A 24552-nucleotide genomic window follows, 5' to 3' on the forward strand; every position below is an offset into this window, starting at 1 on the left:
AGACGCAGTGGTTGAGTGGGCTCTACTACGCTGATTTCATCAGCTTTTACAGACCTACTCAACTGTGCGGAGGTGGGACGACGAAATCGAATTCTAACGAATTACCGATTTCTGTCCCACTCTCTTTTAATTTCTTTTAATCCATGTATTCTACCCTAGCAAACTGTCCATCGATTTGACTCTGGTAACTTTCATAAACAGAAAGAGGAATTCGTAAGCAGGTATTAGCCACTTGGCCAACGAAAGGTAGATTACTAAGAAGGACTACTTTTCTCCCAGCTTCCTTCTCTGTTCTCAGACGTTCAATGATTTGTAGAATCCTTCTAGGTTCGTCTGGAGATCCTCGATCAACCAACAAGGTCCAGTCACTCCAATCTGATGCCTCGTCCTCTCCACAAATAGAACTAAAGAAGGTCACTCCTTCTCCAACATGACCAAATCCAGCTGTCAAATCCAAAGGGTGAAACTTTAAAGAATGATTTATTTGGGGCTTTTCTTGTCTCTCGTACAAGTAGATATTATACAAGAACTGGAGATAGAAAGGATCCATCCGACTCAAGTCACAAACTTCCTCCATTTCAAAACCTCTATGTAGAGCTTCTAAAATAGATGAAAATCTGTAGGGCATCCGTTTAGCAATCCGTTGAATCAATTCATCGTCCGAAACATCCTTTAGAATATTCTTAGGCCATTGGTCCGAACCAAAATTGTCAACAGCTTGCTGATAGGCTTCTTCTAGACTAGTCCCAAACCCATAGAGAGAACCGATTGAGTTAATCTGAGTATTGAGGACCCTTGAAATTTTCTCTATTGGAAAGACAGGGAGTTTAAACAAAATTCGGTCAAGACTCGGTTCAAACAAGGCTGTTAATCCCTTCATTGTTGGATGGGGCAGGTCTAAGAGATGATCCCCCAACTTGAGGCACAAAGCTTGATGATAAATCGAATAACCTAAGGCCATGGACATGGTCGAGAAGGAATCCGAAGCAAAAGGATTGACCTCAAGAATATAGAATTGGTAACTCTTTGGATCTAGCGCAAACTTGATGGATGTCGCTCCAACCAGTCTCAAGTGCCGGACAATAGACAAAGCTGCCTCTCTCAAGGTCTGATGCTCGGTATCTGTCAACGTCAGACTTGGGATGACTTGATAAGAATCACTGGAATGGATCCCCACCGGGTCGATACTCTCAATGTTTCCCGCAAGATAATAATTATCCTGACGATCTCGGACGACGATGTATTCCAACTCCTTGAAACCAACCGTTGAGAGCTCCAACAAACACTGAGCCTGTGGCGATACTTCTAGTCCTTTTTCGACAGCATCACATAAATCATCCAAGTTATTAGCAATCCGACGACCTTGCCCATGCTTGCTGGCAAGTGGCCAAACAACAATAGGGAATTGGATCTGCTCTGAGAACTCAATAGCCTCTCGCACTGTCGAAACCAAGGATGAGGAAGGAACTTGATAACCTAAGTCCTGTAGAAATGACTTTTGGTCTGCCTGGTGGTAAAAGGTACGGTACTGCCTAAGCGAAGTTCCTAGAATACGGATTTTGTGTTCCTTGAGAAACCCAATTTCTTCCAATCGGAATAAAAGACCAAGGACTTGCTTATCCGCAAATGACAGCAGTAAATTTTTTGTTTTCGTCGCTAGAAGGGCTTCTTTGAGACTGTCCAACTTTAAACGAATAACCGAAACAGCGTCTCCTGCTTCTTTGGTGACGTCGTTCTCGTCTCCACAATAGAGGATTTCTGTCTGGTAGCCACGTTCTTTTAATAAGGGACAAGACGTGAGTGCTCCAAGCAAACTGACATCATTGAAGGATTCTGCACACAAAAGCGTTACTTGATTCATGACCATAACTCCTCCCTTCTTTCGTCTAATTTACTTTCAATCAGATCCATAAATTCGTCATAGAAATAGAGACTTTCCCTTGGTCCTGGGCTGGACTCAATATGGTAGAGAACACCGATCAAGGGAAGATAGCGGTGACGAAAGGCCTCGATAGAGTGATCATGAAGCTCCTCATGGGTGATCAGAAAATCTCGTGGAAGAGTATCGCGTTCGATGTTGTACTGGTGATTCTGGCTAGTGATTTCGACTTTTCCAGTAGCCACCTCTTTTACAGGAATGTTAAGTCCTCGATGAGGGCTTTTTAGTTTGGTGAGGCTTCCTCCATGGGCAAGGGCCAGCAATTCTGCCCCTAAGCCGATTCCCATGATCGGAATATGAGGATCGATTTTAGCAATGACCTGGCAAATACCATCGATATGATGAGGATTCCCTGGACCACTGGATAGAATGATGCCATCTGGCTGCAAATCCTTCAATTCTTTCAATTTAACGGAATAGGGAACAACTGTTACATTACATCCTCTCGCGATTAATTGACGTAAAACGGAGTGGCGTAAGCCCAGGTCGATTAAGACAATACTCTTACCAAACCCTGGTGCAGCATAAGGGGTTTTAGTCGACACTTGACGGACTTGGTCAAAAGGCAAGACGGTTGCCCGAAGTTGATCTAGGATATGCTCAATCGCATCCCCTTCATTAACCACTGTAGCCTTCATGCTTCCATGTTCTGTAACAATTTTAGCCAGCTTTCGAGTATCCACTCCTTGAATCCCTGGAATGTTGTGTTTTTTCAGGTAAGCATCTAAGGACAGCTGTTTGCGCCAATTACTTGGATGGCTTGCTAATTGGTGCACTACCACTGCTAGACAACCTGGAAAAATCGATTCATAATCATCTCGGTTAATCCCTGTTGTACCGATAACTGGAAATGTAAAGGCTAAAATTTGCCCCTTATAGGACTGGTCGGTGATCAACTCCTGATAACCCGTCATGGCAGAATTCAAGACCAATTCCCCACTAACATAGGTATCCGCTCCAAAACCAGTTCCTTCAAAAACCGTCCCATCTTCTAATACTAAGAGACGTTTTACCATAAATTCTCCTTACAAACTCCAAAAAGAAAAGTGAGAAAAGACCACCAGATTGTAGACCCTCTCACTTCTCCTTTCTTTTTTTACTCTATTATTTACGTCCAGCCAATACTGCTTCGATGATAGCCATGCGGACGAAGACACCGTTGGTCATTTGCTCCACAATGCGTGATTTAGGAGCTTCTACCAAGTGGTCGGCAATCTCCACATCACGGTTTACTGGAGCTGGGTGCATCAAGATGGCTGTGTCTTTCATACGATCATAGCGTTCTTGTGTCAACCCATGCAAACGATGGTAGTTTTCTTTTGAGAAGAGAGACTCATAGTCATGACGCTCGTGTTGAACACGGAGGAACATCATCACATCAACCTCTTCAATCACTTCATCGATGGTGACAAAGGTTCCATACTCTTCAAATTCTTCACTTCTCCATTCGTCTGGACCAGCGAAGTAAAGGGTTGCCCCCAAGCGTTTTAAGATTTGCATATTGGATTTTGCAACCCGTGAGTGATCCAAGTCACCAGCGATACAAACCTTCAAACCGTCAAAGTGACCAAACTCTTGGTAGATGGTCATCAAGTCTAGTAAACTTTGGCTTGGGTGTTGACCAGATCCATCGCCCCCGTTGACAATAGAGGCTGTAATGGTTGGGCTTTCAATCAATTCCTTGTAATAGTCTACTTCTGGGTGACGGATGACGCAGATATCGACTCCTAGAGCTGACATGGTCAAAATTGTATCGTAAAGAGTTTCACCCTTGTTTACAGAGCTCGTTTTCACATCAAAGTCAAGGAGATCACAACCTAATTTCAACTCAGCCACTTCAAATGCTTTGTGCGTACGTGTTGACGACTCAAAGAAGAGGTTAGCCACGATATGTTGCTCGTCATAATGAGCTTTTGCTCCATTTTTAAACTCAATCCCACGCTTAATCAAGGCCATAACTTCTTCGTTTGATAAAGCTTCCATTGAGACAAGGTTTTTAAGTGCGATTTGATTTGTAGACATGTTGTAACTCCATTCCAAAGATATGCATATGTGAAAACGATACAGGAAGCTCCCTCAGTCGCTCCTGTATATAGCGACGATTTGAAAACTACCTTATTCACTCACCTCGATCAAGATACGATCTTGACCATCTAGCTCCGTCATTTCGACAATGATTTCCTCTGATCGACTTGTTGGAATGTTCTTCCCAACATAATCTGGTCGGATCGGCAATTCTCTATGACCACGATCCACTAGGACAGCCAGGCTGACGCGCGATGGACGTCCACGACTGACAAGATTATCGATGGCAGCTCGAATAGTCCGACCTGTATAAAGGACATCATCAATCAGGATGACATCTTTGCCAGTAATATCTACTGGTAAAAAGGTTGAATCTTCTGTTACTTTAATATCATCACGGAAAGGCTTGGTATCCAATTCACAGACTGGAACTTCTATTTGTTCTAGCTGTGCTAACCGTTCTTTGATGCGATTGGCAATGAATACGCCACGAGTTTTGATCCCTACCAAAACAATTTGGCTCAGATCCTTATTCCGTTCGATGATTTCATAGGTGATACGGGTGATGGCCCGTTTCATCGTTAAATCATCAACGACTTCTTTGATCTTCATCTTTTCCTCCTAATTGATAGAAAAAAGCCTCCCTTTGCAAGGAGGCTTCAGAAAAATGCTAAGAGATAGTATCTAGAACGCATCCAGTCTACCCCTTATTTTGATCAGACTCCTTGCCTGCCTCACGGGACAGGATTAAAGGACTATTTAATTATCCATACTATATCACAGTTTATAGAGCGATGCAAGAAAAAACTTATTTTTTTCTTGTAATGTTCGGATTTATGATCACAAAACTTCTATTCTATGGTGGTCCGTTCCTTTTTTCCAATTTTCTTCAAGGCAAACAAACCAAATCCAGCGACTAAATAAGCGACAAAAATGATAGACGCCATCTTAACAACATAGAGCCAGCCGAAACGATTGACATTGATAAAGAAATAAGGGAAAGGACTGTCTTTCGCGCCAGGTACTGGCCATTTAAGGACCAAACCGTTGAGAAGAGCAAAAAGCATATAAAGAACGGGAAGCACAGTCCAAGCCAACGGATCTAACTTCCGATACTGTTTTGGTTTATCAATCACCAGAGTATCAAAAAAGAACATCAAGGGAACAATGTAGTGACAGAGGAAGTTTTCCAAGCGGTAAAACTTCTCAGGTGTCGCGATGGGTGCTAGCATAAAGTGATAGATGACACAGGTGATCATGATAGACATGGTGACCCCACCCTTCAAGCGAAGATAGCCCTGGGTTTGGGTCGAACGACCACGAAGCATGCGCCAAACCATGTCACCCATGAAGAACATGACCAACATGTTGGATAAAATAGTGTAATAGAGCATCATCCCAAAGCCACCATGCTTGGTGAGTTGCAGATAAACACCAATGACACTCAAGATAAACAATAGAAAACGATAGCTAAACAATAGTTTGAATTTCATAGTATTCTCCTGAAAGAAAAGGGCCAGGCCCTTCTTCTTATTTTTAGATCTTCTTCACAAATTCTGATTTGAGTTTCATTGCGCCAAAGCCATCAATCTTACAATCGATGTTGTGGTCGCCTTCAACAATGCGAATGTTTTTCACGCGCGTTCCTTGTTTCAAATCTTTTGGTGCACCCTTGACTTTCAAGTCTTTGATTAAGGTGACGGTATCCCCATCAGCCAATTTGTTTCCATTGGCATCAATCGCAACGACACCATCTTCTTCAACGACTTCAGCTGGGTTCCATTCATAAGCACATTCTGGACAGACCAAGAGGGCTCCATCTTCATAGACATATTCTGAATGACATTTTGGACAGTTTGGTAAGTTATTCATTTCAATCTCCTTAGCAAAATTAACTCCCATAGTATACCATGAAAGGGACGTTTTGACAAATTCTGCTCAACTCTAACAGTTTATATAAAAGAGGAGGCAACTCGGCATCCTAGAATCGATGATAACCTTTAATCTTCTTGCAATTCTTGAATGCCTTGAATCACGCGCACGCCTGCTTGACTCTTATCTCGAAGTTCTTCGTCAGAGTATGGGAAGGTATTGATCAAGATACTTTGCATGCCGATACTTTTCGCCACAGCCACATCTGTAGTGAAGTCATTCCCTACCATGACCGTTTTATCTGGATTTAACTGGTGTTCTTTGATGACTTTCATGAGAAATTCGCGCTGAGGTTTGCGAATCCCTGCATCAGACGACAGATAAATATCATGGAAAATCTCTCTCAAGCCAACCAAATCAATCTCTGGGTTGGTAAAGTCCGCTTGGGCATTGGATAAGAGATAGATCCGACACCCTGCAGCCTTCATATCTTCTAAGACTTCTTTCGTGTGCGGATAGAGCTCCAATCGTTTGCGTGAGAGGACACGGAAGGTCCGAGCGATCAAGCGTCCCCACTCTTTGAGATGATGGACACTAGCTCCAGTTGGATGACTTTCTAGATAGAGTTGAACGAAAATCACAGTCAAGTCTATCTCCGGATAAGTGACCTGTTTTTCCCGAGCGATACTTTGCTCAGCTTGCTGCACCAGCTCCTTATAGCGGACTTGCAAACTTTCCCCTGTATAATGAGCTCCATAGGACTGGTAAATCTGGGCCATGGTCTCCCACAAGACTGGACTCGACTCATCGGTTTCGATATCGACCAAGGTTCCATAAAAATCAAAAATATAGTTTTTAAATGCGTACTTTTGCTGATTCATCTCTTTCTCCCGTTACAAACATGGTAAAGGTCGCCTTACAGACATTGGCACCTTCCTGATTGGTAATATCGACATCGACAACTCGAGTCGTCCGCCCACTATGGACACACTCCCCGTGAATCGTTAGGACATCTCCTAGACGCCCTGCTTTCAAATAATTGATAGATGACTGCAAGGTCACACCATCTACTCCCTGTGAAATCACGACCAAACCACTGATCTGGTCACACAAGGTAAAGAGATAGCCTCCGTGCGCGTTTCCATAATAATTAAGAGAGGATTCGACCACCTTGGTTGTCACCACCACATGGCCATCTCTCATGGTTTCGATCTCGTAATTTTCAAATGCTGCAATGGCATCAAAGTGAAAATCCTTCATATATAATAAATCCCCCTAGATCAGGTATTCCTAAACCCTTCCATCATACTACTTTTTTCCACTTCTTACAAGAATAAGAAAAGAGCTGGTCTACCCAACTCCTTAATAGCGAAATTTTTCCCAATCATCGTCTGTCCGTTTGCGATAATAGAACTCAGACAAGTCCGGGTCTTCCATCACTTCCAGCAGAGGAAGCATATCGTAGGACAAGTCCAACTGATCTAATTGGTCCTTCTCAACCCAAGAAACTTCTCCTTCTTCAGACGACCTTAGCTGGCCTGTAAATTCTGTCGCTTTGTAGCAAAAGACGATATAGCGGGTTCCATCATCTAACTGCCAGTTTTTAACAGCTGCCAAGTGGGGATGAAAGATAGTTAAGCCAGTTTCCTCTTCAATCTCACGGATGACGGACTCGACCAGACTCTCACCTTCTTCAATATGACCACCTGGAAAAGCATATCCTGACCAGTTATTCTTTTCAGGTGAGCGGTATTGAAGGACAACTTTTCCATTTTCAAGATCCTCAACCATACAAAGATTGCACAGTATAGTAGGCGTTGTACGTGACATAAATTTCCTTTCTAATATGTTGACAATTAATCAATATACACTTTTTTCTGTATTTCTTTCTCCATCACAAAGGGATTTACCAGCTCATGGTATTCATCGAAGGCATCTAAAAGGGAGCCTCTCTGAAAGACAATTGTTTTCTCTTTTATACAATATTCCAAATCAATCGTTACCGAACCATGACCATCACCTTGTAATTGAAAACGAAAAGTGTACTTGTCTTAAATAATGATCAATAGAATATGAACACCCAATCGTATCCAATGATCAACGAGAGGCGCATCCGGATCACTTTTTTTGCTATCTAAGTAAAGGCTAAAAGATAATAAAAGCAAAGCAAGAGCAATAACTATTTTAAGCGATAGCATCATACCGCCAATAGCCAGAGTCGCTAGAAATCCAAAAAATGGCAAAGGGCTAAATAAAAATGCCAAAAATCTGAAATAGAACATAAACAAAGAGAGAATCAATAGGCCGTAAACAATAAAATAAGTAAAAATAGAAACCCTTTGACCTTCTCTTTTCATTTTTGAAATTGAAGAAATGACATAGATTATATAGATAAATAGCAACATATTGGATCATCCCTATTTTTTATATTATATTGATAGTTTAACTAAATCCTATTCAAAACACAACTAAAGACACTAACTTATAAGAAGAAACTGACTTTTCATCAGAGTTTCTTCACTTCTACTGCTACCTTTTGGAGATGCTGTTCACGGACGCTAGCTGTATTAACATCCCGTCCAACTTCCCCTAAAATACAGACACGCTTGGTTTTAATCCCACAATGGTTCAAGACAGCATTTTTCAAGACAGAAATGCCGTAACTATCAGGAATGTTGAGAGGGCCTGAAAAAATCTTGTACCACCAAGTAGGGGCCATGGAAGTCGCATAAATACTGGCTGTTTTCCCTTTGAGCAACTTCTTAAATTGTTTGCCTCTGAGGTAATTCCAGATAAAGCTGCCCTGATCATTGGCCGAGTAGGCAATCCCCGGTGTAAAGACCCGATCAATCCAACCTTTCAGGAGACTGGGCATACTACTCCACCAGATGGGATAAACAAAGATCAGGTGATCCGCCCACTGGATCAATTCTTGGGAACGAAGGATAAAAGGATCTTCCTCCATCCGTTTTCGGTAACCATAACGTAAAACAGGATCAAAATCCTCTTCATTAAGATTAATAGTTATAATCTCATGACGGCTTGTATCCAAATTGCTTACAATTGTCTGAAAAATCGCTTGGCAGTAACTTTCCTTATCAGGGTGCCCATGGATGACTAATATTTTCATTCGTATTCTCCTCCAACTCTTTTTTTCGTTCTATCTCTTTCACTCTTTATACTTGATTAATTGATAATGGCTCAAAGATTGATAGATACGTCCTTTAGGAATTTTTATTTGAAGAACACATCATCCGCAATTCCTTAACAGGTTTTCCAAGTTCAAGTATTTTTTCTTGGCCATCAAAAGTAAAACCCATTTTTTGATAGAAAGCAATGGCTCGCTTATTCTCTTTTAATACCCATAAATAAATTTCAGAGAAATGATCAAGAGCACTCAGAACTTCCGTCATTAATTTCTGAGCAATACCTTTTCCGTAATAGTCTTTTAAAACATATAAGGCAATAATTTCACCAGCTTGAACAGCCTCATCACGAAAGTTTCCATAACTGATAAAACCAACTACCTTCTTTCCATCCATCGCAATCAAGGTATTTTCTGGATAGTTTTGACTAAAGAAACGACATCTATCTAATGTCATTGTCTCCTGAAATTCTGCAGGCAAAAGGTCGTCATAAGCCTCTCTCCACGTTTGCCAATGAACGAGGGACTTGCCTTCTATCTCTTCAGGAGTTTCCATTACTTTGATAGTGATGACCATTTGTTTCCTCCCATTCTTCTCTCAAAATACCGTATTTAATACTATCATAATAAACACCTTGATAATAACGAACTTTTGGAATATAAGCTTCTTTTTTCATTCTTAATTTTTCAGCCAATTTCATCATACCAAAATTTCCTGACCAAGTTGTTAAACCAAGATGCTCCAACTCCAAGTAATCCTGAAATGTCCGATCTATCCACTGTAGCATAGCAGTTTTTCCAATTCCAGAGTTCCAAAACTTGTTATCATAAATACAAATTCCCAATTCCATCCATCTTGTTTCTTTACATACCCAGTAGCGGGAAACAGTCCCAACTAGTTTATCATCAACAAAAATACCAAGTCGATTTGAGTTGTTTAGAGTGGATTCTGATTTTTTTAGTTTAAATTCTTGAAAATTAGGAAAATACTGATAATCGTCATAATAGGGAGCGTCATACTGCTTCCAAATTGGATTAGATTGTGAATAAGCAATTTCCCACAAAGACACCAAATCTTCTTCTATTAGTTTTCTTAAATAGATCATATTTATCCCTCAATCCAAGGCCTTGACTTCCAACATCATATCACGGATTTGAGCTGCCAACTCGAAGTCAAGCACTTCGACGGCTTCTTGCATTTGTTTCTCTAGTTTCTTGACCAATTCTTTGCGTTCTTGTTTATTGAGGCTATTGATGTCAACTTCCTTGTCCTCTTCCTTAGCAACTGCCTTAGTTACAGCAATCAGGTCACGGATTTCTTTCTTAATGGTTTGTGGGACGATGCCATGCTCTTCATTATAGGACATCTGAATCTGCCGACGACGAGCCGTTTCATCGATAGCTTTTTGCATGGATTGGGTCATTGTGTCCGCATACATAATAACGTGTCCTTCACTATTACGGGCAGCACGACCAATGGTCTGGATCAGCCCCCGTTCATTACGGAGGAAGCCTTCCTTATCTGCATCGAGAATAGCAACTAAGCTGACTTCCGGTACGTCAATCCCTTCACGAAGGAGGTTGATTCCGACCAAGACATCAAAGACTCCCAGACGCAAATCACGGATGATTTCTGTCCGCTCTAAGGTCTTAATGTCCGAGTGCATGTATTTGACCTTGACGCCCATTTCCTTAAAGTAGTCCGTCAAGTCTTCCGCCATCTTCTTGGTCAGGGTCGTGACAAAGGTCCGCTCTCCACGTTCCACACGCGCATTGATCTCACCCAATAGATCGTCCATTTGTCCCATGGTAGGACGTACTTCGACCTCAGGATCCAGAAGGCCGGTCGGACGAATGATCTGCTCGATGATGGTATCCGTTTGTTCCATCTCGTAGTCGCCTGGCGTCGCAGATACATAAACGATCTGGTGGACATGGCTTTCAAACTCCTCACGACGCAGAGGCCGGTTGTCCAAGGCAGACGGCAAACGGAAACCATAGTTGACCAACATCTCCTTGCGGGAGCGGTCTCCATTGTACATGCCCTTGATTTGCCCCATGGTCATGTGGCTTTCGTCAATCATAATGAGGAAATCTTCTGGGAAAAAGTCAAGAAGGGTGTACGGTGGCTCTCCTTCACTTCGTCCATCCATGTGGCGGGAATAGTTCTCCACGCCATTGGTGTAGCCCATCTCTCGCAACATTTCAATATCGTACTCGGTCCGTTGCTTTAGGCGTTGGGCTTCCAAGAGCTTGCCTTCTTTTTCAAAGACCTTTAACTGCTCTTCTAATTCAGCCTGAATCTTGGCAATGGCTACTTCCATATGGTCATCATTGGTCACAAAGTGAGTGGCTGGGAAAATCGCCAAATGGTCCACTTCACCAAGGACTTGACCAGTCAAAGCTTCAACCTCACGGATGCGATCAATCTCATCCCCAAAAAACTCAACCCGAAAGGCATGCTCATCCCGAGAGGCAGGGAAAATCTCTACTACATCCCCACGGACACGGAATTTCCCCCGTTGAAAGTCGATGTCGTTACGCTCAAACTGGATATCCACCAAGTCGTTGAGCAATTTATCACGAGAAATCTCCAGACCTGGACGCAGACTGACCACGCTATCCGCGTATTCCTTAGGCGAACCCAGACCATAGATACAGGAAACAGATGCGACGACAATGACGTCATTACGTTCTAAAAGAGCGGAGGTTGCTGAGTGACGAAGCTTGTCAATCTCATCGTTGACCGAGCTATCTTTTTCGATGTAGGTATCGCTCGATGGCACATAGGCTTCTGGCTGGTAGTAATCGTAGTAAGAGACGAAATACTCGACCGCATTTTCAGGGAAAAATTCCTTGAACTCCCCATAGAGCTGGCCCGCCAAGGTTTTATTGTGGGCGATAACCAGGGTCGGCTTATTAACCTGGGCAATGACCTGACTCATGGTATAGGTCTTTCCCGTACCAGTTGCCCCCATCAGGATTTGGGCTTTCTCGCCCCCCTCGATATTATCCACCAACTGCTCGATGGCCTGCGGTTGATCCCCAGACGGTTGGTATTTGGAGACGAGTTTAAATTTGTTGTCTGTGATTCTATTAATCATACTTTCTTCCTTCGACTGTACTTCCTTTATTTTACCATAATGAAGGATATTTCTCTGACTTTTGAGGAGAGGATCCTAGTAAAAACAAAGACAGGCTCTTGAGCCTGTCTTCGTATTCATCATCATTTCCTATCAGCCATTTCACATTTGTTCATCAACAACTCTTTCTCTTCTTTCCCCTAAGCGATAAACAATCACTATGGATAATAGAAGAACCAGAGTTGTGATGATAGATCCTTCTGCTCCAAATGCTCCTCCAGTCAGCCAGTCAGGGCCAGTTCCCATGGTAAAGCTAAAGATTGAGGCGTCTGCTCCCGTCCCACTAACTTGAAAACCAAGGAGATTTCCCTGTACATAGTTCCAAGTCCCGTGTTGGGCGACCACTAGCCAGATACTATCTGTGTAGATAAGGAGCAGACCAGCTAGCACCCCATCAAGAACAATATTCACTACGGATAAGAAGGTCACTCCTGAATTTCCCAGATGGAGAAAGCCAAAGAGACTACTAGAAATCGCGATTGCTAAGGGAAGATTCGCTCTTGCGGCAATCCGAGTTAGGAGCCAACCCCGCGTTGCTACTTCTTCCGTTCCTCCTTGAAGAAGCCAAAATGGAAATAACCCTAGAATAAAGAGGATGGGTTCTAAACTTAATTCATTTAGCTCAAAAGACCCGATTCCACTTACTTGGTAGACAAGGGCAATCACTCCCATTTGAAGAAGGGAAAGCAAAATCCCCCAGCCAAGATATTTAAGCCAGTTTCTTCTTACAAAACCTAAAGTCGATAAGGGATTCTTCTCAATGAACTTCACCCAAAAAATAAAGAGGATGAGAATAAATACGAAACTGAAGAGCTGATAATAGAGGATATAATGGTAGAAGAACTCTTGAACACTTGCGCCTCCATTTCCTGGTGAAAAGAGCTCTGTTAAAAACTCTATAACTAGAGAAAATGGTCCTACAAACTCACTCCCAAACCAAAGCCCACCTTCAACAAACAGGAAGGTTAAAAAGACATAGAATAGTGTAGAAATGAGTACTGGCCATGAGGTGTTAGTTTTTATATCTTGAATAATCAATCCTTTCTTCATCAGTAACCTCCATTTATCTAATAGGTCCATTGTAGCAAAGAAAATCCAGACCTGCAACATCCGTTCATGTTAGATAACCTAACATGAGTTGGCGGAAATTCTTGTTTTTAAGGTTGATTTATGATATAATAATTCTTGTAAAAAATAAATGATGAAATTCATACTTGTTTTCAGTATGAATTCTTTATTTTTTTAAACCCTCATAGGGTATTCCTTCCATTGCTCTTCACAAGACAATGGATTAGATATAAAGGAGAACGAAATGAAGAAAAAACTATTAGCCTATTTGCTTTTCTTATTTCCACTATTCGCCTTTGCAAGTCAAGCACAGGCTGAAACTGTTAAAGTCGTTTTCGATACGGCATATGCGCCCTTCGAATTCAAAGACTCAGACCAAGTATACAAAGGAATTGATGTTGAAATCTTGGATAAGGTCGCTGAAATCAACGGTTGGACCTTAGAAAAGTCTTTCCCAGGCTTTGACGCGGCCGTCAACATGGTCCAATCTGGTCAAGCCGATGCCATTATGGCAGGGATGACCAAGACCAAAGAACGTGAACAAGTCTTTACTATGTCCGATACCTACTATGATACAAAAGTCGTGATCGCAACCAAGAAAACTAACAAGATCACTTCCTATGACCAGCTCAAAGGAAAAACGGTTGGAGTCAAAAATGGAACTGCTGCCCAACGCTTCCTTCAGAAGAACAAGGACAAGTACGGTTATCAGATAAAAACTTTTGATACAGGAGATCTCATGTACAACAGTTTATCTACAGGTGCTGTAGATGCTGTGATGGATGACCAACCCATTATCGAATACGCGATTAAGCAAGGACAAGACCTTTCTATTAATATGGAAGGAGAAGCTGTCGGAAGCTTTGCCTTTGGGGTCAAGAAAGATGGTTCCCATGAAAATCTCATTAAGCAATTCAATACAGCTCTTGCTCAAATGAAGAAAGATGGTACGCTGGATCAGATTATTGAAAAATGGACTGGTAGCAGCCAATCATCGTCAGCAACCACCACCGCAAGTACTTCTGCTGTTCCAGAAACGAGCACAAAAGCAGGACAAAAGGCGACTCCTAAGAAGAAAACTTACAAAATTTCTAGTGATACCTCTTTTGCTCCCTTCGTTTTCCAAAATGATCAAAGCAAATACACTGGGATTGATATGGAATTGATTAAGGCAATCGCTAAAGACCAAGGCTTTACTCTAGAAATCAGCAACCCTGGTTTTGATGCCGCCATCAGTGATGTTCAGAATGGTAATGCTGATGGTATGATTGCAGGGATGACCGTTACAGATGCACGTAAGGCGACTTTCGACTTCTCAGATCCTTACTACACAACGAATTCGATCCTTGCAGTTCAAGAAAGTAGTACCATTTCTTCCTACGAAGATCTAAAAGGCAAAACAGTTGGTGTCAAAAATGGTACGGCTTCTCAAACCTTCCTCGAGGAAAACAAGAGCAAGTATGGCTACAAAATCAAAACCTTCTCAGATGGTGCCTCTATGTATGACAGCTTGAACTCTGGTTCTGTAGCTGCCATCATGGATGACGAACCGGTTATTAAATACGCCATTAAACAAGGACGTAAATTTAAAACGCCTATCGAAGGAACTCCAAGTGGGCAAATTGCCTTTGCCGTTCAAAAAGGTTCCAACTCTGAATTAATTGAGATGTTTAACAACGGCTTGGCCAACTTAAAAGAAAGTGGCGAATACCAAAAAATCTTGGATAAGTACCTTTCAAGTGATAGTGAAGAAAACACAGAATCTACTTCAGTAGATGAAACGACTATCTGGGGCTTGCTCCAAAACAACTACAAACAATTGTTAAGTGGACTTGGTGTCACTATTGCACTAGCACTTCTTTCATTTGCGATTGCTATGGTGATCGGGATCATCTTTGGAATGTTCAGTGTCAGTCCTTATAAATGGCTTCGTTGGACTGCTGAGATTTTCGTCGATGTCATCCGTGGTATCCCACTGATGATTCTTGCTGCCTTCATCTTCTGGGGAATTCCTAATTTAATCGAGTCCATGACGGGCCACCAATCCCCAATCAATGACTTCCTTGCAGGTACGATTGCTCTCTCACTCAATGCTGCTGCTTATATTGCCGAGATTGTTCGTGGAGGGATTCAAGCGGTACCTGCTGGTCAGATGGAAGCTAGTCGAAGCCTCGGGATTTCTTATAGCAAGACCATGCGCAAGATTATCTTGCCTCAAGCAACTAAACTGATGCTTCCAAACTTCGTCAACCAATTTGTCATTGCACTGAAAGATACGACGATCGTGTCAGCGATCGGTTTGGTCGAGCTCTTCCAGACTGGTAAGATTATCATCGCTCGAAACTATCAAAGTTTCAAGATGTACGCAATCCTTGCTGTCTTTTACCTCGTCATCATTACTTTATTGACACGCTTTGCAAAACAATTAGAAAAGAGGGCTAACTAATGGCTAAATTAAAAATTGATGTCCATGACCTCCATAAATATTACGGTGAAAATGAGGTCCTAAAAGGCATCTCAACAAAATTCTACGAAGGAGATGTAGTTTGTATTATCGGTCCATCTGGTTCTGGTAAGTCAACCTTCCTACGCAGTCTTAACCTTCTTGAAGAAGTAACTAAAGGACAAATTACTGTGAACGGTTATGACCTGACTGATCCTAAAACCAACATTGATATCGTTCGTGAAAATGTCGGGATGGTTTTCCAGCATTTCAACCTCTTCCCTCATATGAGTGTTATTGAAAACATCATGTTTGCTCCTTTGGAGCACAAACGGATGAGTCGTGAAGAAGCTAGAGAACTAGCAATGGAACTCTTGGAAAAGGTTGGACTGGCTGACAAAGCTGACGTCAGTCCTGATAGTCTATCAGGTGGTCAGAAACAGAGGGTGGCCATTGCGCGTGGTTTAGCAATGAAACCAGATGTCATGCTTTTTGACGAACCGACTTCTGCTCTTGACCCTGAGATGGTCGGAGATGTACTGAACGTTATGAAAGACTTGGCTAAGCAAGGGATGACCATGATTATCGTCACCCACGAAATGGGATTTGCCCGCCAAGTGGCCAATCGTGTCATCTTTACAGCTGATGGGGAATTCCTCGAAGACGGTAAACCAGACCAAATCTTTGATAACCCACAACACCCACGATTGAAAGAATTCCTGGATAAAGTGTTAAACGTTTAAAAAAATACAAAGTCCCATGTGGCTATAGTCTGAATTCATTATTGCTTCTTTCAGTATTCCTGAAGAAACTAATAATGATGTCGGATATCCGAAACTTTCCGCTGTGATTAAAGTTCTTGAAATGAGATCATTTCAAGAACTCGGGAGTATTGAGAGTAAAACAGTTTGGGAAACTGTTTTAGCCCGAGCCTAGAAATTAAAGAGCGAAGGGGCTCAAAACTAAGTCATGGAACTTCTTTGAAGTTCGCTGACGTCCGTACTCACCTTAGGAAAGTTTCTAGGAATACATTTTCTGCAATTTAAAACTGGAGTTAAAGCTCCAGTTTTTTCTTCTTCAAAATATAAAAAATATTAAGAAATTTCATTTAAATAACTTGCTAAATGAAGCAAAAAACTATACCATAGTAGAGTGTCTTTTGACCAAATATGTGACTGAAGGATGATTATGAAAAAATTATTAGAAAAGGTTAGTATCCTTTCTTTATCTCTTGTATTAACAACGTCTTTTTCGATTTCTAGCGCTCTTCCTTATATGTTCGAATACTATAAGGATCTCCCCAAAAGTCAAATCGAACTCTTGGTATCTCTTCCATCCGCAGGGATAATGGTCACCCTCTTCCTAAATACCATTATCGAACGCTACTTGGATGAGAGGAAGATGATTATTACAGGACTCTTCATACTCTCACTATTTGGTATGGTCCCTTTCTTTAACCAAGCCTATCCTGTTCTTTTCATTTCTCGTTTCATTTTTGGGATGGGGGTCGGTTTGATCAACGCTAAAGCCATTTCTATTATCAGCGAACGCTACCAGGGACGTGAACGGATCCAAACTCTCGGATTTCGTGGTTCTGCTGAAGTCGTAGGGACAGCCCTGGTCACTTTATTGGTCGGCTTCCTTCTCCAATTCGGCTGGACTTCTAGCTTTTTAGCCTACGGGGCTGGATTAATCGTTCTGTTTCTCTTCATGGCCTTTGTCCCTTACCACCAGCAAGAAGAAAGCCAGCATACACAAGCCAAACATAAAGAACCACTCCAAAAAGAAGAATGGAAATTAACCATTATCTTGGCTATTGTGGCTGCCGTGATTGTCTTATGTAATGTTGGAATAACTCTTCGTATCCCAAGCATTGTCGCTTACACTTTCAAGGATCAGCACAACTCAGCCAGCTTTATTCTAAGTGCTATGCAATTGATTGGAATTCTAGCTGGTCTCACCTTCTCTGGGCTCGTTCATTTGTTTAAGAGCAAATTGATTACTTATGCTGGGATTGCTTACGGATTCTCAATGATGGCTGTAGCCCTTTCTCCAAGCATTCCTCTCCTAGCTATTTCCGCCCTCTTCTCTGGCTATACATACAGCACTGCTCTCACCATGGTTTTCCAAATCTTGTCAGCCAAGATTCCTGCCAGACGATTAAACCAGGTGACCTCTGTAGCCGTCTTGGGCTGTAGCTTTGGAGCGGCTATTACACCTTTCGCCCTCAATACCATCGGTCTCATCTCCGACAGCAATGCTTTTATCTTTACTGTTTTAGGAATGGCCATGGCACTCCTCGCCTTCTCTCTTCTCTATCTTTTAAAAGATCATCATGAATAAACAAAAGAGGCTGGGACAAAAGTCCTAGCCTCTCAATTGTCTTTGGATTGTCGAGCAAGACGCAGTGGTTGACTGTGCTCTTTGTTCGCTTTTTAAGCTCCAAATATGACCTAATGAGGGAAACAAAGTTTCCTTTATCTGCAACCTTCAACAGTCTCCCAGACTGTTGAAGCTGTGCGGAGGTGGGACGACGAAATCGAATTCTAACGAATGACCGATTTCTGTCCCACTCTCTTTTCTGTCTTACTGATTCGAAAGTTGAGCAGTTTGCATCTGGTAATAGACACCTTTTAGCGCCATCAACTCCCTATGATTTCCATGTTCAACGATATTTCCAGTGACCATGACTAGGATGAGATCTGCATTTTCAATGGTAGACAGGCGATGGGCGATCACAAAGCTGGTCCGCCCTACCATTAACTTATTAAAGGCATCCTGAATAAGTAACTCTGTCCGCGTATCAATGGAAGACGTTGCCTCATCTAATATCAGAATCTTAGGCACCGCAAGAAAGACCCGAGCAATGGTTAGAAGTTGTCTTTGTCCTTGAGATAAGGAATCCCCTGCATCTGCTAGATAGGTATCATAGCCATCTGGAAGCTGTTGAATAAAGAAATCAGCATTGGCAGCCTTAGCTGCTTGAATCACGTCTTCCAGACTAGCATCTGGTCGACCAAATGCGATATTCTCATGAACCGTTCCCACTTTGAGCCAAGTCTCTTGTAGGACCATTCCAAACTGCTTGCGGTAGCTTGCTAGGCTATAGGTATCCACGGCTTTTTGGTCTAAGAGCAAGCGACCCTGATCTACATCATAAAATCGCATGAGAAGATTAATCATGGTTGATTTCCCAGCACCTGTTGGCCCAACAATGGCTACCTTACTAGCAGGCGGGATGGAAATGGAGAGATCCTTTATGAGGGGCTGGTCAGATCGATACCCAAAGCTGACATGATCAAATTGGACAGCTCCTTCGACAGCCTCTTCTTGCAAGTCTCTTTTTCCACTTTCTTTCACTTCCTCTTGGTCCAAGACACTATAGAGACGTTCCGCACAAGCTAGGGCGCTTTGCAATTCAGCAAGGACAGAGGAGATGTCATTAAAGGGTTTGGTGTACTGATTGACATAGTTGAGGAAGGTCACCAACTGGCCAACAGTGAAGCCAGTACCCGATAGGATACGGAAGGCGCCAAATCCCGTCACAAGCGCATAAATCAGGGCGTTGACAAAGCGCGTCGCAGGATTAACGGTAGAGGAATAAAAAATCGCCTCTTGAGAATAACCAGCATAGTCGCCATTAATTTCAATAAACTTGTCTTTAAACTGATCTTGAGCATTGAAAGCTTGAAGCAAGCTTTCTTGACTGAGAGATTCTTCAATCATCTGGGTCTGAGCACCACGCGCCTGGGTCTGCATCCGAAAGAGATGGTAGGACCGCTTGGCAATAAAACGAGCGATAAATAGAGATAAGGGGGTCAAAATCAAGACCATACCCATCATCATCCAATCCAATCGGGCCATACTAGCGATGGTCACTAGGATGGTTAAAAGACCAACAAAAAACTGATTAAAGACCATCAATAAACCATTATTCAGCTGTTCAACATCAGTGGTCAAACGACTGACCAAATCTCCAGTTCCTTGACGGTCCAGGTAAGATAGAGGAAGGACATGAACTTTCCGGATCACCTTCTCCCTCAAGGACTTACTATAGCGATAGATCAGCTGATTGTAAACCAAGGGATTCAACCATTGAATGAGACTTGCAAAGAGGATCACTAGACCCATTTGAAGGATAAGCGGCAACAAGAGATGACTAGCATCAGGAAGCACCACTATGTCCACTGCTCGACCAATCAGAATGGGGATATAGACGGTTAACAAGACTTGTAAAATGGTTCCTAGACTGGCCAAGATAAGCCAAATGGGCTGTCTGGCTATATCCGCAAGTAAGCGCCGTAAATAAGTCTTCTGTTTCATTCTGTCCCCTCCTCTCTCTTCTGTTGGGAGAAATGAATCTCTTGGTATAAAGGATTCGTTGACACCAGGTCTTCATGACTGCCTAAGCCGACCTGTTTACCTTTGTCTAAGACGAGAATTTGCTCAGCACTACGGAGACTATTGGTCCGCTGCGAGATGAGGGTGAGACTTGTCTTCGACAACTCCTCTTTTAGAGCCTGTAAAAGTCGTGCTTCTGTCAAATAATCCAAAGCTGAAGTGGAATCATCTAACACTAAAAATGGAGCTTGACGAAGGACAGCACGAGCAATGGTCAGACGTTGCCGTTGACCACCGGAAAAATTCCTTCCAAAAGCTTCTACGGGAGCCTCTAGTCCTCCTTCTTTCTCACGGACAAAATCAGCTGCTTGCGCAACTTCCAAGGCCCACCACAACTGCTCCTCACTTGGTTCTTTAGTTAATCCCAGTGTTAGGTTCGAACGAATGCTACCTTTAAAAAGCTCTGCATTTTGAGGAACCACTGCCACCCAGTCACGCCACTGACCAAGAGTCTTTGGGCTCTGTCCATCTTTAAAAATGGTTAGACTTCCTTGACTCGGGTCATAAAGATGTCCTAGCAATTGAACCAGGGTAGATTTCCCAGACCCTGTCCCCCCAATGATCCCCAAGGTTTGTCCCTTGTTTAATGATAAATGAATACCTTCTAAGGACGGTTTTGCCGCTAAAGGATAGGTAAAGATTAAATCTTGGATCTCGAGAGCCAGTTGAGGATTTGAAGCAGCTACCTCATCCAACTCTTGATCCAGATCTTCACTTTTCTCATCAAAGACTTGGACAATCCGCCCAGCAGCAATATAGCTTTGGTTGAGTGAGGTCACCAACATGGCTAACTTCAATAATTCTGTTAAGATTTGAAGCAAGTAATTGACCAAGGCGACCAACATTCCTTGGCTAAGCGTTCCCATTTGAATGGAGGCTTGTCCCTGCCAAAGAATACAAATCAAGGTTCCATTCACGACTAAGAAGGTTAGAGGACTAATCAAACTAGACCACTTGGATACTATTAATTGCCAGTTGGTATAGTCTTGGTTGACCTCATTAAACTCTGCTTCTTCATGAGCTGCCTGTCCAAAAGCGCGGATAACCCTCATCCCTTGTAACTGCTGACGCGTGATTGTAACCATTCGATCCGTTATCTTCCTGATGCGTCCATAAAGAGGATTAACCACACGCGACATAACGACAATGATCAGGGTCAATAGGGCAACCATTCCAATAAACCACAAGGTCAGTTGTGGACTAATGGTAAAAGCCATAAAAATAGAGCCAAAAACGACAATCGGCGCTCGGAGAAATAGACGTAAAAATAGATTAATCCCTGTTTGAATTTGATAGGTATCACTGGTTAGTCGCGTCACGAGGCTTGAGGTGGTTAGGCGATCCCTCTGCTCCTTAGACAAGCTGAGAATTTTCTCATACAAATCATTGGTCAATTCCTTAGTATAACCAACGGCTGCCTTCGATGAATAATATTGGGCTGTTATCGCTACGAGAACGCCAAAACCAGCAAAAATAAATAAAAGACCAACCACCCCAAGCATTCCAGCTTGGTCTTGACGAGGAATCAGCTGATCGACAAGATGAGCAATTAAAAGTGGAACCAGTAATTCAAAGATTGCTTCCAACAACTTGAAAAACGGTCCCAGTATGGTTTCTTTTTTATAATTCCTGAAGTATTTCAATAAGTCTTTCATACTACTCGTTTGTCTTTCTATAGGATTAACTTATTTTACCATAATTTTTAAAAATAAAAATAGCATAAAAATCTAGTTATCCGCATAAAAACTGGACTTATCACACTTTATCAAGGTCAAAACCACTCAATTTACTACTAATTTACTACTTATGAATGAGCTTTGATACGACGATTTATCCTTGAAAAGTGAAGATATAAAGATACTTCCAATAAAATTTGAATATTTAATAGGTAGACACTTCAAAAAATGAGGTGTCTATTTTTTTACCCGATTTTGAAAGGAAGTGAACTTATGAAAACAAAAAATCAAGAATCAAAAGGTCGTTCCCCACTCTTTAAGACCATCAAACATTCATTCAGCCAATAAAAAAGAAAGGATAGGTAAAAATATGGAACTTAAATTTGTGATTCCCAACATGGAAAAAACATTCGGCAATTTAGAATTTGCTGGCGAGGATAAAGTCGTTCAGCGAAGAATCAACGGACGGCTAACTGTCTTATCAAGAAGCTATAATCTCTATTCTGATGTTCAAAGAGCAGATGATATTGTGGTGGTGCTTCCTGCTGAAGCTGGCGAAAAACATTTCGGCTTTGAGGAACGTGTGAAGTTAGTCAATCCACGTATTACCGCAGAGGGCTACAAAATCGGCACTCGTGGTTTTACAAATTACCTTTTACATGCTGACGACATGATAAAAGAATAAAGAAAGAGAGGAAAAATGATGAGATTAGCAAATGGCATTGTATTAGATAAAGACACGACTTTTGGAGAATTGAAATTCTCTGCTCTACGTCGTGAAGTGAGAATCCAAAATGAAGACGGGTCGGTTTCAGATGAAATCAAGGAACGTACCTATGACTTAAAATCCAAAGGACAAGGACGCATGATTCAAGTAAGTATTCCTGCCAGCGTGCCTTTGAAAGAGTTTGATTATAACGCACGGGTGGAACTTATCAATCCCATTGCGGACACCGTTGCTACTGCCACCTATCAAGGAGCAGATGTTGACTGGTATATCAAGGCAGACGATATTGTGCTGACAAAGGATTCTAGTTCATTCAAAGCTCAACCACAAGCAAAGAAAGAACCGACACAAGACAAATAGTCGCTAGGTAGAAAGGAGACTTTTTCGCATGAAACAGCGTGGTAAAAGGATTCGCCCATCTGGTAAAGATTTAGTCTTTCATTTTACGATAGCGTCACTCCTGCCTGTTTTCCTGCTGGTTGTCGGACTGTTTCATGTGAAGACAATCCAGCAGATCAACTGGCAGGATTTTAACCTATCACAAGCAGATAAGATTGACATTCCCTATTTAATTATCAGTTTCAGTGTCGCAATTCTTATCTGCTTGCTGGTAGCGTTTGTATTCAAACGGGTTCGCTATGATACGGTTAAACAACTTTACCACCGTCAAAAACTGGCAAAGATGATACTTGAAAACAAGTGGTATGAATCTGAACAGGTCAAAACAGAGGGTTTCTTTAAAGATAGTGCTGGTCGTACAAAGGAAAAGATAACCTACTTCCCTAAAATGTATTATCGACTTAAAAATGGCTTGATACAGATACGGGTGGAAATCACGCTGGGAAAATATCAAGACCAACTCTTACACTTGGAAAAGAAATTAGAGAGTGGCTTGTACTGTGAGCTGACGGATAAAGAGTTAAAGGATTCCTATGTGGAATATACTTTGCTCTATGACACCATAGCCAGTCGTATTTCTATTGATGAAGTAGAAGCTAAAGATGGTAAACTTCGCTTAATGAAAAACGTATGGTGGGAATATGATAAGCTCCCTCATATGTTGATTGCTGGTGGTACAGGTGGCGGTAAAACTTACTTTATACTGACACTGATTGAAGCCTTGCTTCATACAGATTCAAAACTGTATATTCTTGACCCGAAAAATGCTGACCTTGCGGACTTAGGTTCTGTGATGGCAAATGTCTACTATAGAAAAGAAGACTTGCTTTCTTGCATTGAAACATTCTATGAAGAAATGATGAAACGTAGTGAGGAAATGAAGCAGATGAAGAACTATAAGACTGGCAAAAATTATGCTTACTTAGGTCTCCCGGCACACTTCTTAATCTTTGATGAATACGTCGCTTTCATGGAAATGCTGGGAACAAAAGAAAACACCGCAGTTATGAATAAGCTGAAACAGATTGTCATGTTAGGTCGTCAAGCTGGCTTCTTTCTAATACTGGCTTGTCAACGTCCAGACGCAAAATATTTAGGCGACGGAATCCGTGATCAGTTTAATTTCAGAGTGGCTTTAGGTCGTATGTCTGAAATGGGCTATGGCATGATGTTTGGCAGTGACGTACAAAAGGATTTCTTCTTAAAGCGAATCAAAGGTCGTGGCTATGTTGATGTAGGAACAAGTGTCATATCAGAGTTTTATACTCCCCTTGTACCAAAAGGATATGATTTCTTGGAGGAAATTAAAAAGTTATCCAACAGCAGACAGTCCACGCAGGCGACGTGCGAAGCGGAAGTCGCAGGTGTGGACTGATCTTGCTGGCTGGTGTGGCAATAGCCACGCCAGCACTTAACCCCCCGTTTCTAACTCCGAGAATTGATTTGAAATTAAAAAGAATGCTGATAAATTAACATTCTTTTTAAGTATTCTTTGATAAAAAATAGATGTTTTGTCTGTTTAGCTACCAAAAAGCTACCAATTCTTTTTTTCAAACCAACTCCATACGAACTAATGAATTTCTTTAATTCCTCTTTTGTATTTTTCATTTGGGCAAGAGATTTTTCTAGTTCTTTTTTATCTTTCTTGTCCATATCTAATTCAGTATCATAATCAAGATTTTCTAAACCTAAATTGTCAAATTAAGTTAGACTT

24 protein-coding genes are annotated in these 24552 nt (G+C 41.8%); 6 read left to right on the plus strand and 18 right to left on the minus strand.

The features are described from left to right. Positions 1 to 136 precede the first annotated feature (136 nt). From I2D56_RS01770 to I2D56_RS01840, 15 genes are all read right to left on the minus strand, one after another. Positions 137 to 1861, minus strand: a complete 1725-nt coding sequence (locus I2D56_RS01770) for an ATP-grasp domain-containing protein (RefSeq protein ID WP_229050161.1) — start codon at positions 1859 to 1861, stop codon at positions 137 to 139. Then, on the minus strand, positions 1858 to 2955 hold the full coding sequence (locus I2D56_RS01775) for a carbamoyl phosphate synthase small subunit (protein ID WP_048690643.1): 1098 nt from the start codon (positions 2953 to 2955) through the stop codon (positions 1858 to 1860). Before I2D56_RS01775 ends, I2D56_RS01770 begins: the two co-directional genes overlap by 4 nt. 88 nt (positions 2956 to 3043) lie before the next feature. After that, positions 3044 to 3961, minus strand: coding sequence for an aspartate carbamoyltransferase catalytic subunit (locus I2D56_RS01780; protein WP_023023366.1), 918 nt, complete (start codon positions 3959 to 3961; stop codon positions 3044 to 3046). 93 nt (positions 3962 to 4054) lie between these two features. Continuing rightward, a complete protein-coding gene (gene pyrR, locus I2D56_RS01785) occupies positions 4055 to 4576 on the minus strand; it encodes a bifunctional pyr operon transcriptional regulator/uracil phosphoribosyltransferase PyrR (RefSeq protein WP_123159143.1) in 522 nt (173 codons plus the stop codon). A gap of 239 nt (positions 4577 to 4815) precedes the next feature. Further along, on the minus strand, positions 4816 to 5457 hold the full coding sequence (locus I2D56_RS01790) for a Pr6Pr family membrane protein (RefSeq protein WP_195347842.1): 642 nt from the start codon (positions 5455 to 5457) through the stop codon (positions 4816 to 4818). A gap of 43 nt (positions 5458 to 5500) precedes the next feature. Continuing rightward, on the minus strand, positions 5501 to 5836 hold the full coding sequence (locus I2D56_RS01795) for a zinc ribbon domain-containing protein YjdM (RefSeq protein ID WP_006597346.1): 336 nt from the start codon (positions 5834 to 5836) through the stop codon (positions 5501 to 5503). A 128-nt stretch (positions 5837 to 5964) separates the two neighbouring features. Beyond that, positions 5965 to 6717, minus strand: a complete 753-nt coding sequence (locus tag I2D56_RS01800; RefSeq protein WP_195347843.1) for an HAD family hydrolase — start codon at positions 6715 to 6717, stop codon at positions 5965 to 5967. Continuing rightward, positions 6692 to 7096, minus strand: coding sequence for a PaaI family thioesterase (locus I2D56_RS01805; RefSeq protein ID WP_006596274.1), 405 nt, complete (start codon positions 7094 to 7096; stop codon positions 6692 to 6694). Before I2D56_RS01805 ends, I2D56_RS01800 begins: the two co-directional genes overlap by 26 nt. 102 nt (positions 7097 to 7198) lie before the next feature. Then, entirely contained in the window at positions 7199 to 7666 is a 468-nt protein-coding gene (locus I2D56_RS01810; protein WP_195347844.1) for an 8-oxo-dGTP diphosphatase, read from the minus strand. A 221-nt stretch (positions 7667 to 7887) separates the two neighbouring features. Further along, positions 7888 to 8241 carry a diacylglyceryl transferase gene (locus I2D56_RS01815; RefSeq protein WP_195347845.1) on the minus strand — a complete coding sequence of 118 codons (354 nt, stop codon included), beginning with the start codon at positions 8239 to 8241 and terminating at the stop codon, positions 7888 to 7890. A gap of 101 nt (positions 8242 to 8342) precedes the next feature. After that, positions 8343 to 8966: an NAD(P)H-dependent oxidoreductase gene (locus I2D56_RS01820; RefSeq protein ID WP_123159138.1), complete on the minus strand. Its 624-nt coding sequence runs from the start codon at positions 8964 to 8966 to the stop codon at positions 8343 to 8345. Between the two features lie 94 nt (positions 8967 to 9060). Continuing rightward, on the minus strand, positions 9061 to 9558 hold the full coding sequence (locus I2D56_RS01825; RefSeq protein WP_023026876.1) for a GNAT family N-acetyltransferase: 498 nt from the start codon (positions 9556 to 9558) through the stop codon (positions 9061 to 9063). After that, a complete protein-coding gene (locus I2D56_RS01830; protein ID WP_195213869.1) occupies positions 9524 to 10087 on the minus strand; it encodes a GNAT family N-acetyltransferase in 564 nt (187 codons plus the stop codon). Before I2D56_RS01830 ends, I2D56_RS01825 begins: the two co-directional genes overlap by 35 nt. Positions 10088 to 10096: 9 nt before the next feature. Next, a complete protein-coding gene (gene uvrB / locus I2D56_RS01835; protein WP_195347846.1) occupies positions 10097 to 12085 on the minus strand; it encodes an excinuclease ABC subunit UvrB in 1989 nt (662 codons plus the stop codon). A gap of 141 nt (positions 12086 to 12226) precedes the next feature. Beyond that, the gene (locus I2D56_RS01840; protein ID WP_195347847.1) at positions 12227 to 13174 is read right to left on the minus strand and encodes a CPBP family intramembrane glutamic endopeptidase; all 948 of its coding nucleotides are present in this window, start codon (positions 13172 to 13174) and stop codon (positions 12227 to 12229) included. Between the two features lie 262 nt (positions 13175 to 13436). Between I2D56_RS01840 and I2D56_RS01845 the strand changes: the two genes are divergently transcribed. From I2D56_RS01845 to I2D56_RS01855, 3 genes are all read left to right on the plus strand, one after another. Beyond that, a complete protein-coding gene (locus I2D56_RS01845; protein ID WP_195347848.1) occupies positions 13437 to 15638 on the plus strand; it encodes an ABC transporter substrate-binding protein/permease in 2202 nt (733 codons plus the stop codon). After that, positions 15638 to 16378 carry an amino acid ABC transporter ATP-binding protein gene (locus I2D56_RS01850; RefSeq protein ID WP_023026884.1) on the plus strand — a complete coding sequence of 247 codons (741 nt, stop codon included), beginning with the start codon at positions 15638 to 15640 and terminating at the stop codon, positions 16376 to 16378. Before I2D56_RS01845 ends, I2D56_RS01850 begins: the two co-directional genes overlap by 1 nt. 445 nt (positions 16379 to 16823) lie before the next feature. After that, positions 16824 to 17978 (plus strand): MFS transporter, encoded by a 1155-nt coding sequence (locus I2D56_RS01855; protein ID WP_195347849.1) that lies wholly within the window; start codon positions 16824 to 16826, stop codon positions 17976 to 17978. Between the two features lie 243 nt (positions 17979 to 18221). Here the strand turns inward: I2D56_RS01855 and I2D56_RS01860 are convergent, their stop codons facing one another. Together I2D56_RS01860 and I2D56_RS01865 are read right to left on the minus strand one after the other, a co-directional pair. Then, a complete protein-coding gene (locus tag I2D56_RS01860; protein WP_195347850.1) occupies positions 18222 to 19958 on the minus strand; it encodes an ABC transporter ATP-binding protein in 1737 nt (578 codons plus the stop codon). Beyond that, a complete protein-coding gene (locus I2D56_RS01865; RefSeq protein ID WP_195347851.1) occupies positions 19955 to 21691 on the minus strand; it encodes an ABC transporter ATP-binding protein in 1737 nt (578 codons plus the stop codon). The genes I2D56_RS01860 and I2D56_RS01865 overlap by 4 nt, the downstream gene beginning before the upstream one ends. Positions 21692 to 22082: 391 nt before the next feature. Between I2D56_RS01865 and I2D56_RS01870 the strand changes: the two genes are divergently transcribed. From I2D56_RS01870 to I2D56_RS01880, 3 genes are read left to right on the plus strand one after another with little or no spacing between them, the layout of a single operon-like run. Further along, positions 22083 to 22397, plus strand: coding sequence for a YdcP family protein (locus I2D56_RS01870; protein WP_000420682.1), 315 nt, complete (start codon positions 22083 to 22085; stop codon positions 22395 to 22397). Positions 22398 to 22412: 15 nt separating this feature from the next. Continuing rightward, entirely contained in the window at positions 22413 to 22799 is a 387-nt protein-coding gene (locus I2D56_RS01875; RefSeq protein WP_000985015.1) for a YdcP family protein, read from the plus strand. Between the two features lie 28 nt (positions 22800 to 22827). Continuing rightward, positions 22828 to 24213: an FtsK/SpoIIIE domain-containing protein gene (locus I2D56_RS01880; protein WP_000813488.1), complete on the plus strand. Its 1386-nt coding sequence runs from the start codon at positions 22828 to 22830 to the stop codon at positions 24211 to 24213. Between the two features lie 74 nt (positions 24214 to 24287). Here the strand turns inward: I2D56_RS01880 and I2D56_RS01885 are convergent, their stop codons facing one another. Further along, complete coding sequence (locus I2D56_RS01885) at positions 24288 to 24491, minus strand: hypothetical protein (protein WP_195347852.1); 204 nt, start codon at positions 24489 to 24491, stop codon at positions 24288 to 24290. Positions 24492 to 24552 lie beyond the last annotated feature (61 nt).

Origin of the sequence: Streptococcus australis (assembly GCF_015553625.1) — a bacterium.
In the GTDB taxonomy this organism is placed as follows: Bacteria; Bacillota; Bacilli; order Lactobacillales; family Streptococcaceae; genus Streptococcus; species Streptococcus australis_B.

Coding starts and splice junctions, on each gene's coding strand:
- I2D56_RS01770 (WP_229050161.1), bottom strand. CDS start 1,861: ATGAATCAAGTAACGCTTTTGTGTGCAGAATCCTTCAATGATGTCAGT.
- I2D56_RS01775 (WP_048690643.1), bottom strand. CDS start 2,955: ATGGTAAAACGTCTCTTAGTATTAGAAGATGGGACGGTTTTTGAAGGA.
- I2D56_RS01780 (WP_023023366.1), bottom strand. CDS start 3,961: ATGTCTACAAATCAAATCGCACTTAAAAACCTTGTCTCAATGGAAGCT.
- pyrR (WP_123159143.1), bottom strand. CDS start 4,576: ATGAAGATCAAAGAAGTCGTTGATGATTTAACGATGAAACGGGCCATC.
- I2D56_RS01790 (WP_195347842.1), bottom strand. CDS start 5,457: ATGAAATTCAAACTATTGTTTAGCTATCGTTTTCTATTGTTTATCTTG.
- I2D56_RS01795 (WP_006597346.1), bottom strand. CDS start 5,836: ATGAATAACTTACCAAACTGTCCAAAATGTCATTCAGAATATGTCTAT.
- I2D56_RS01800 (WP_195347843.1), bottom strand. CDS start 6,717: ATGAATCAGCAAAAGTACGCATTTAAAAACTATATTTTTGATTTTTAT.
- I2D56_RS01805 (WP_006596274.1), bottom strand. CDS start 7,096: ATGAAGGATTTTCACTTTGATGCCATTGCAGCATTTGAAAATTACGAG.
- I2D56_RS01810 (WP_195347844.1), bottom strand. CDS start 7,666: ATGTCACGTACAACGCCTACTATACTGTGCAATCTTTGTATGGTTGAG.
- I2D56_RS01815 (WP_195347845.1), bottom strand. CDS start 8,241: ATGTTGCTATTTATCTATATAATCTATGTCATTTCTTCAATTTCAAAA.
- I2D56_RS01820 (WP_123159138.1), bottom strand. CDS start 8,966: ATGAAAATATTAGTCATCCATGGGCACCCTGATAAGGAAAGTTACTGC.
- I2D56_RS01825 (WP_023026876.1), bottom strand. CDS start 9,558: ATGGTCATCACTATCAAAGTAATGGAAACTCCTGAAGAGATAGAAGGC.
- I2D56_RS01830 (WP_195213869.1), bottom strand. CDS start 10,087: ATGATCTATTTAAGAAAACTAATAGAAGAAGATTTGGTGTCTTTGTGG.
- uvrB (WP_195347846.1), bottom strand. CDS start 12,085: ATGATTAATAGAATCACAGACAACAAATTTAAACTCGTCTCCAAATAC.
- I2D56_RS01840 (WP_195347847.1), bottom strand. CDS start 13,174: ATGAAGAAAGGATTGATTATTCAAGATATAAAAACTAACACCTCATGG.
- I2D56_RS01845 (WP_195347848.1), top strand. CDS start 13,437: ATGAAGAAAAAACTATTAGCCTATTTGCTTTTCTTATTTCCACTATTC.
- I2D56_RS01850 (WP_023026884.1), top strand. CDS start 15,638: ATGGCTAAATTAAAAATTGATGTCCATGACCTCCATAAATATTACGGT.
- I2D56_RS01855 (WP_195347849.1), top strand. CDS start 16,824: ATGAAAAAATTATTAGAAAAGGTTAGTATCCTTTCTTTATCTCTTGTA.
- I2D56_RS01860 (WP_195347850.1), bottom strand. CDS start 19,958: ATGAAACAGAAGACTTATTTACGGCGCTTACTTGCGGATATAGCCAGA.
- I2D56_RS01865 (WP_195347851.1), bottom strand. CDS start 21,691: ATGAAAGACTTATTGAAATACTTCAGGAATTATAAAAAAGAAACCATA.
- I2D56_RS01870 (WP_000420682.1), top strand. CDS start 22,083: ATGGAACTTAAATTTGTGATTCCCAACATGGAAAAAACATTCGGCAAT.
- I2D56_RS01875 (WP_000985015.1), top strand. CDS start 22,413: ATGATGAGATTAGCAAATGGCATTGTATTAGATAAAGACACGACTTTT.
- I2D56_RS01880 (WP_000813488.1), top strand. CDS start 22,828: ATGAAACAGCGTGGTAAAAGGATTCGCCCATCTGGTAAAGATTTAGTC.
- I2D56_RS01885 (WP_195347852.1), bottom strand. CDS start 24,491: ATGGACAAGAAAGATAAAAAAGAACTAGAAAAATCTCTTGCCCAAATG.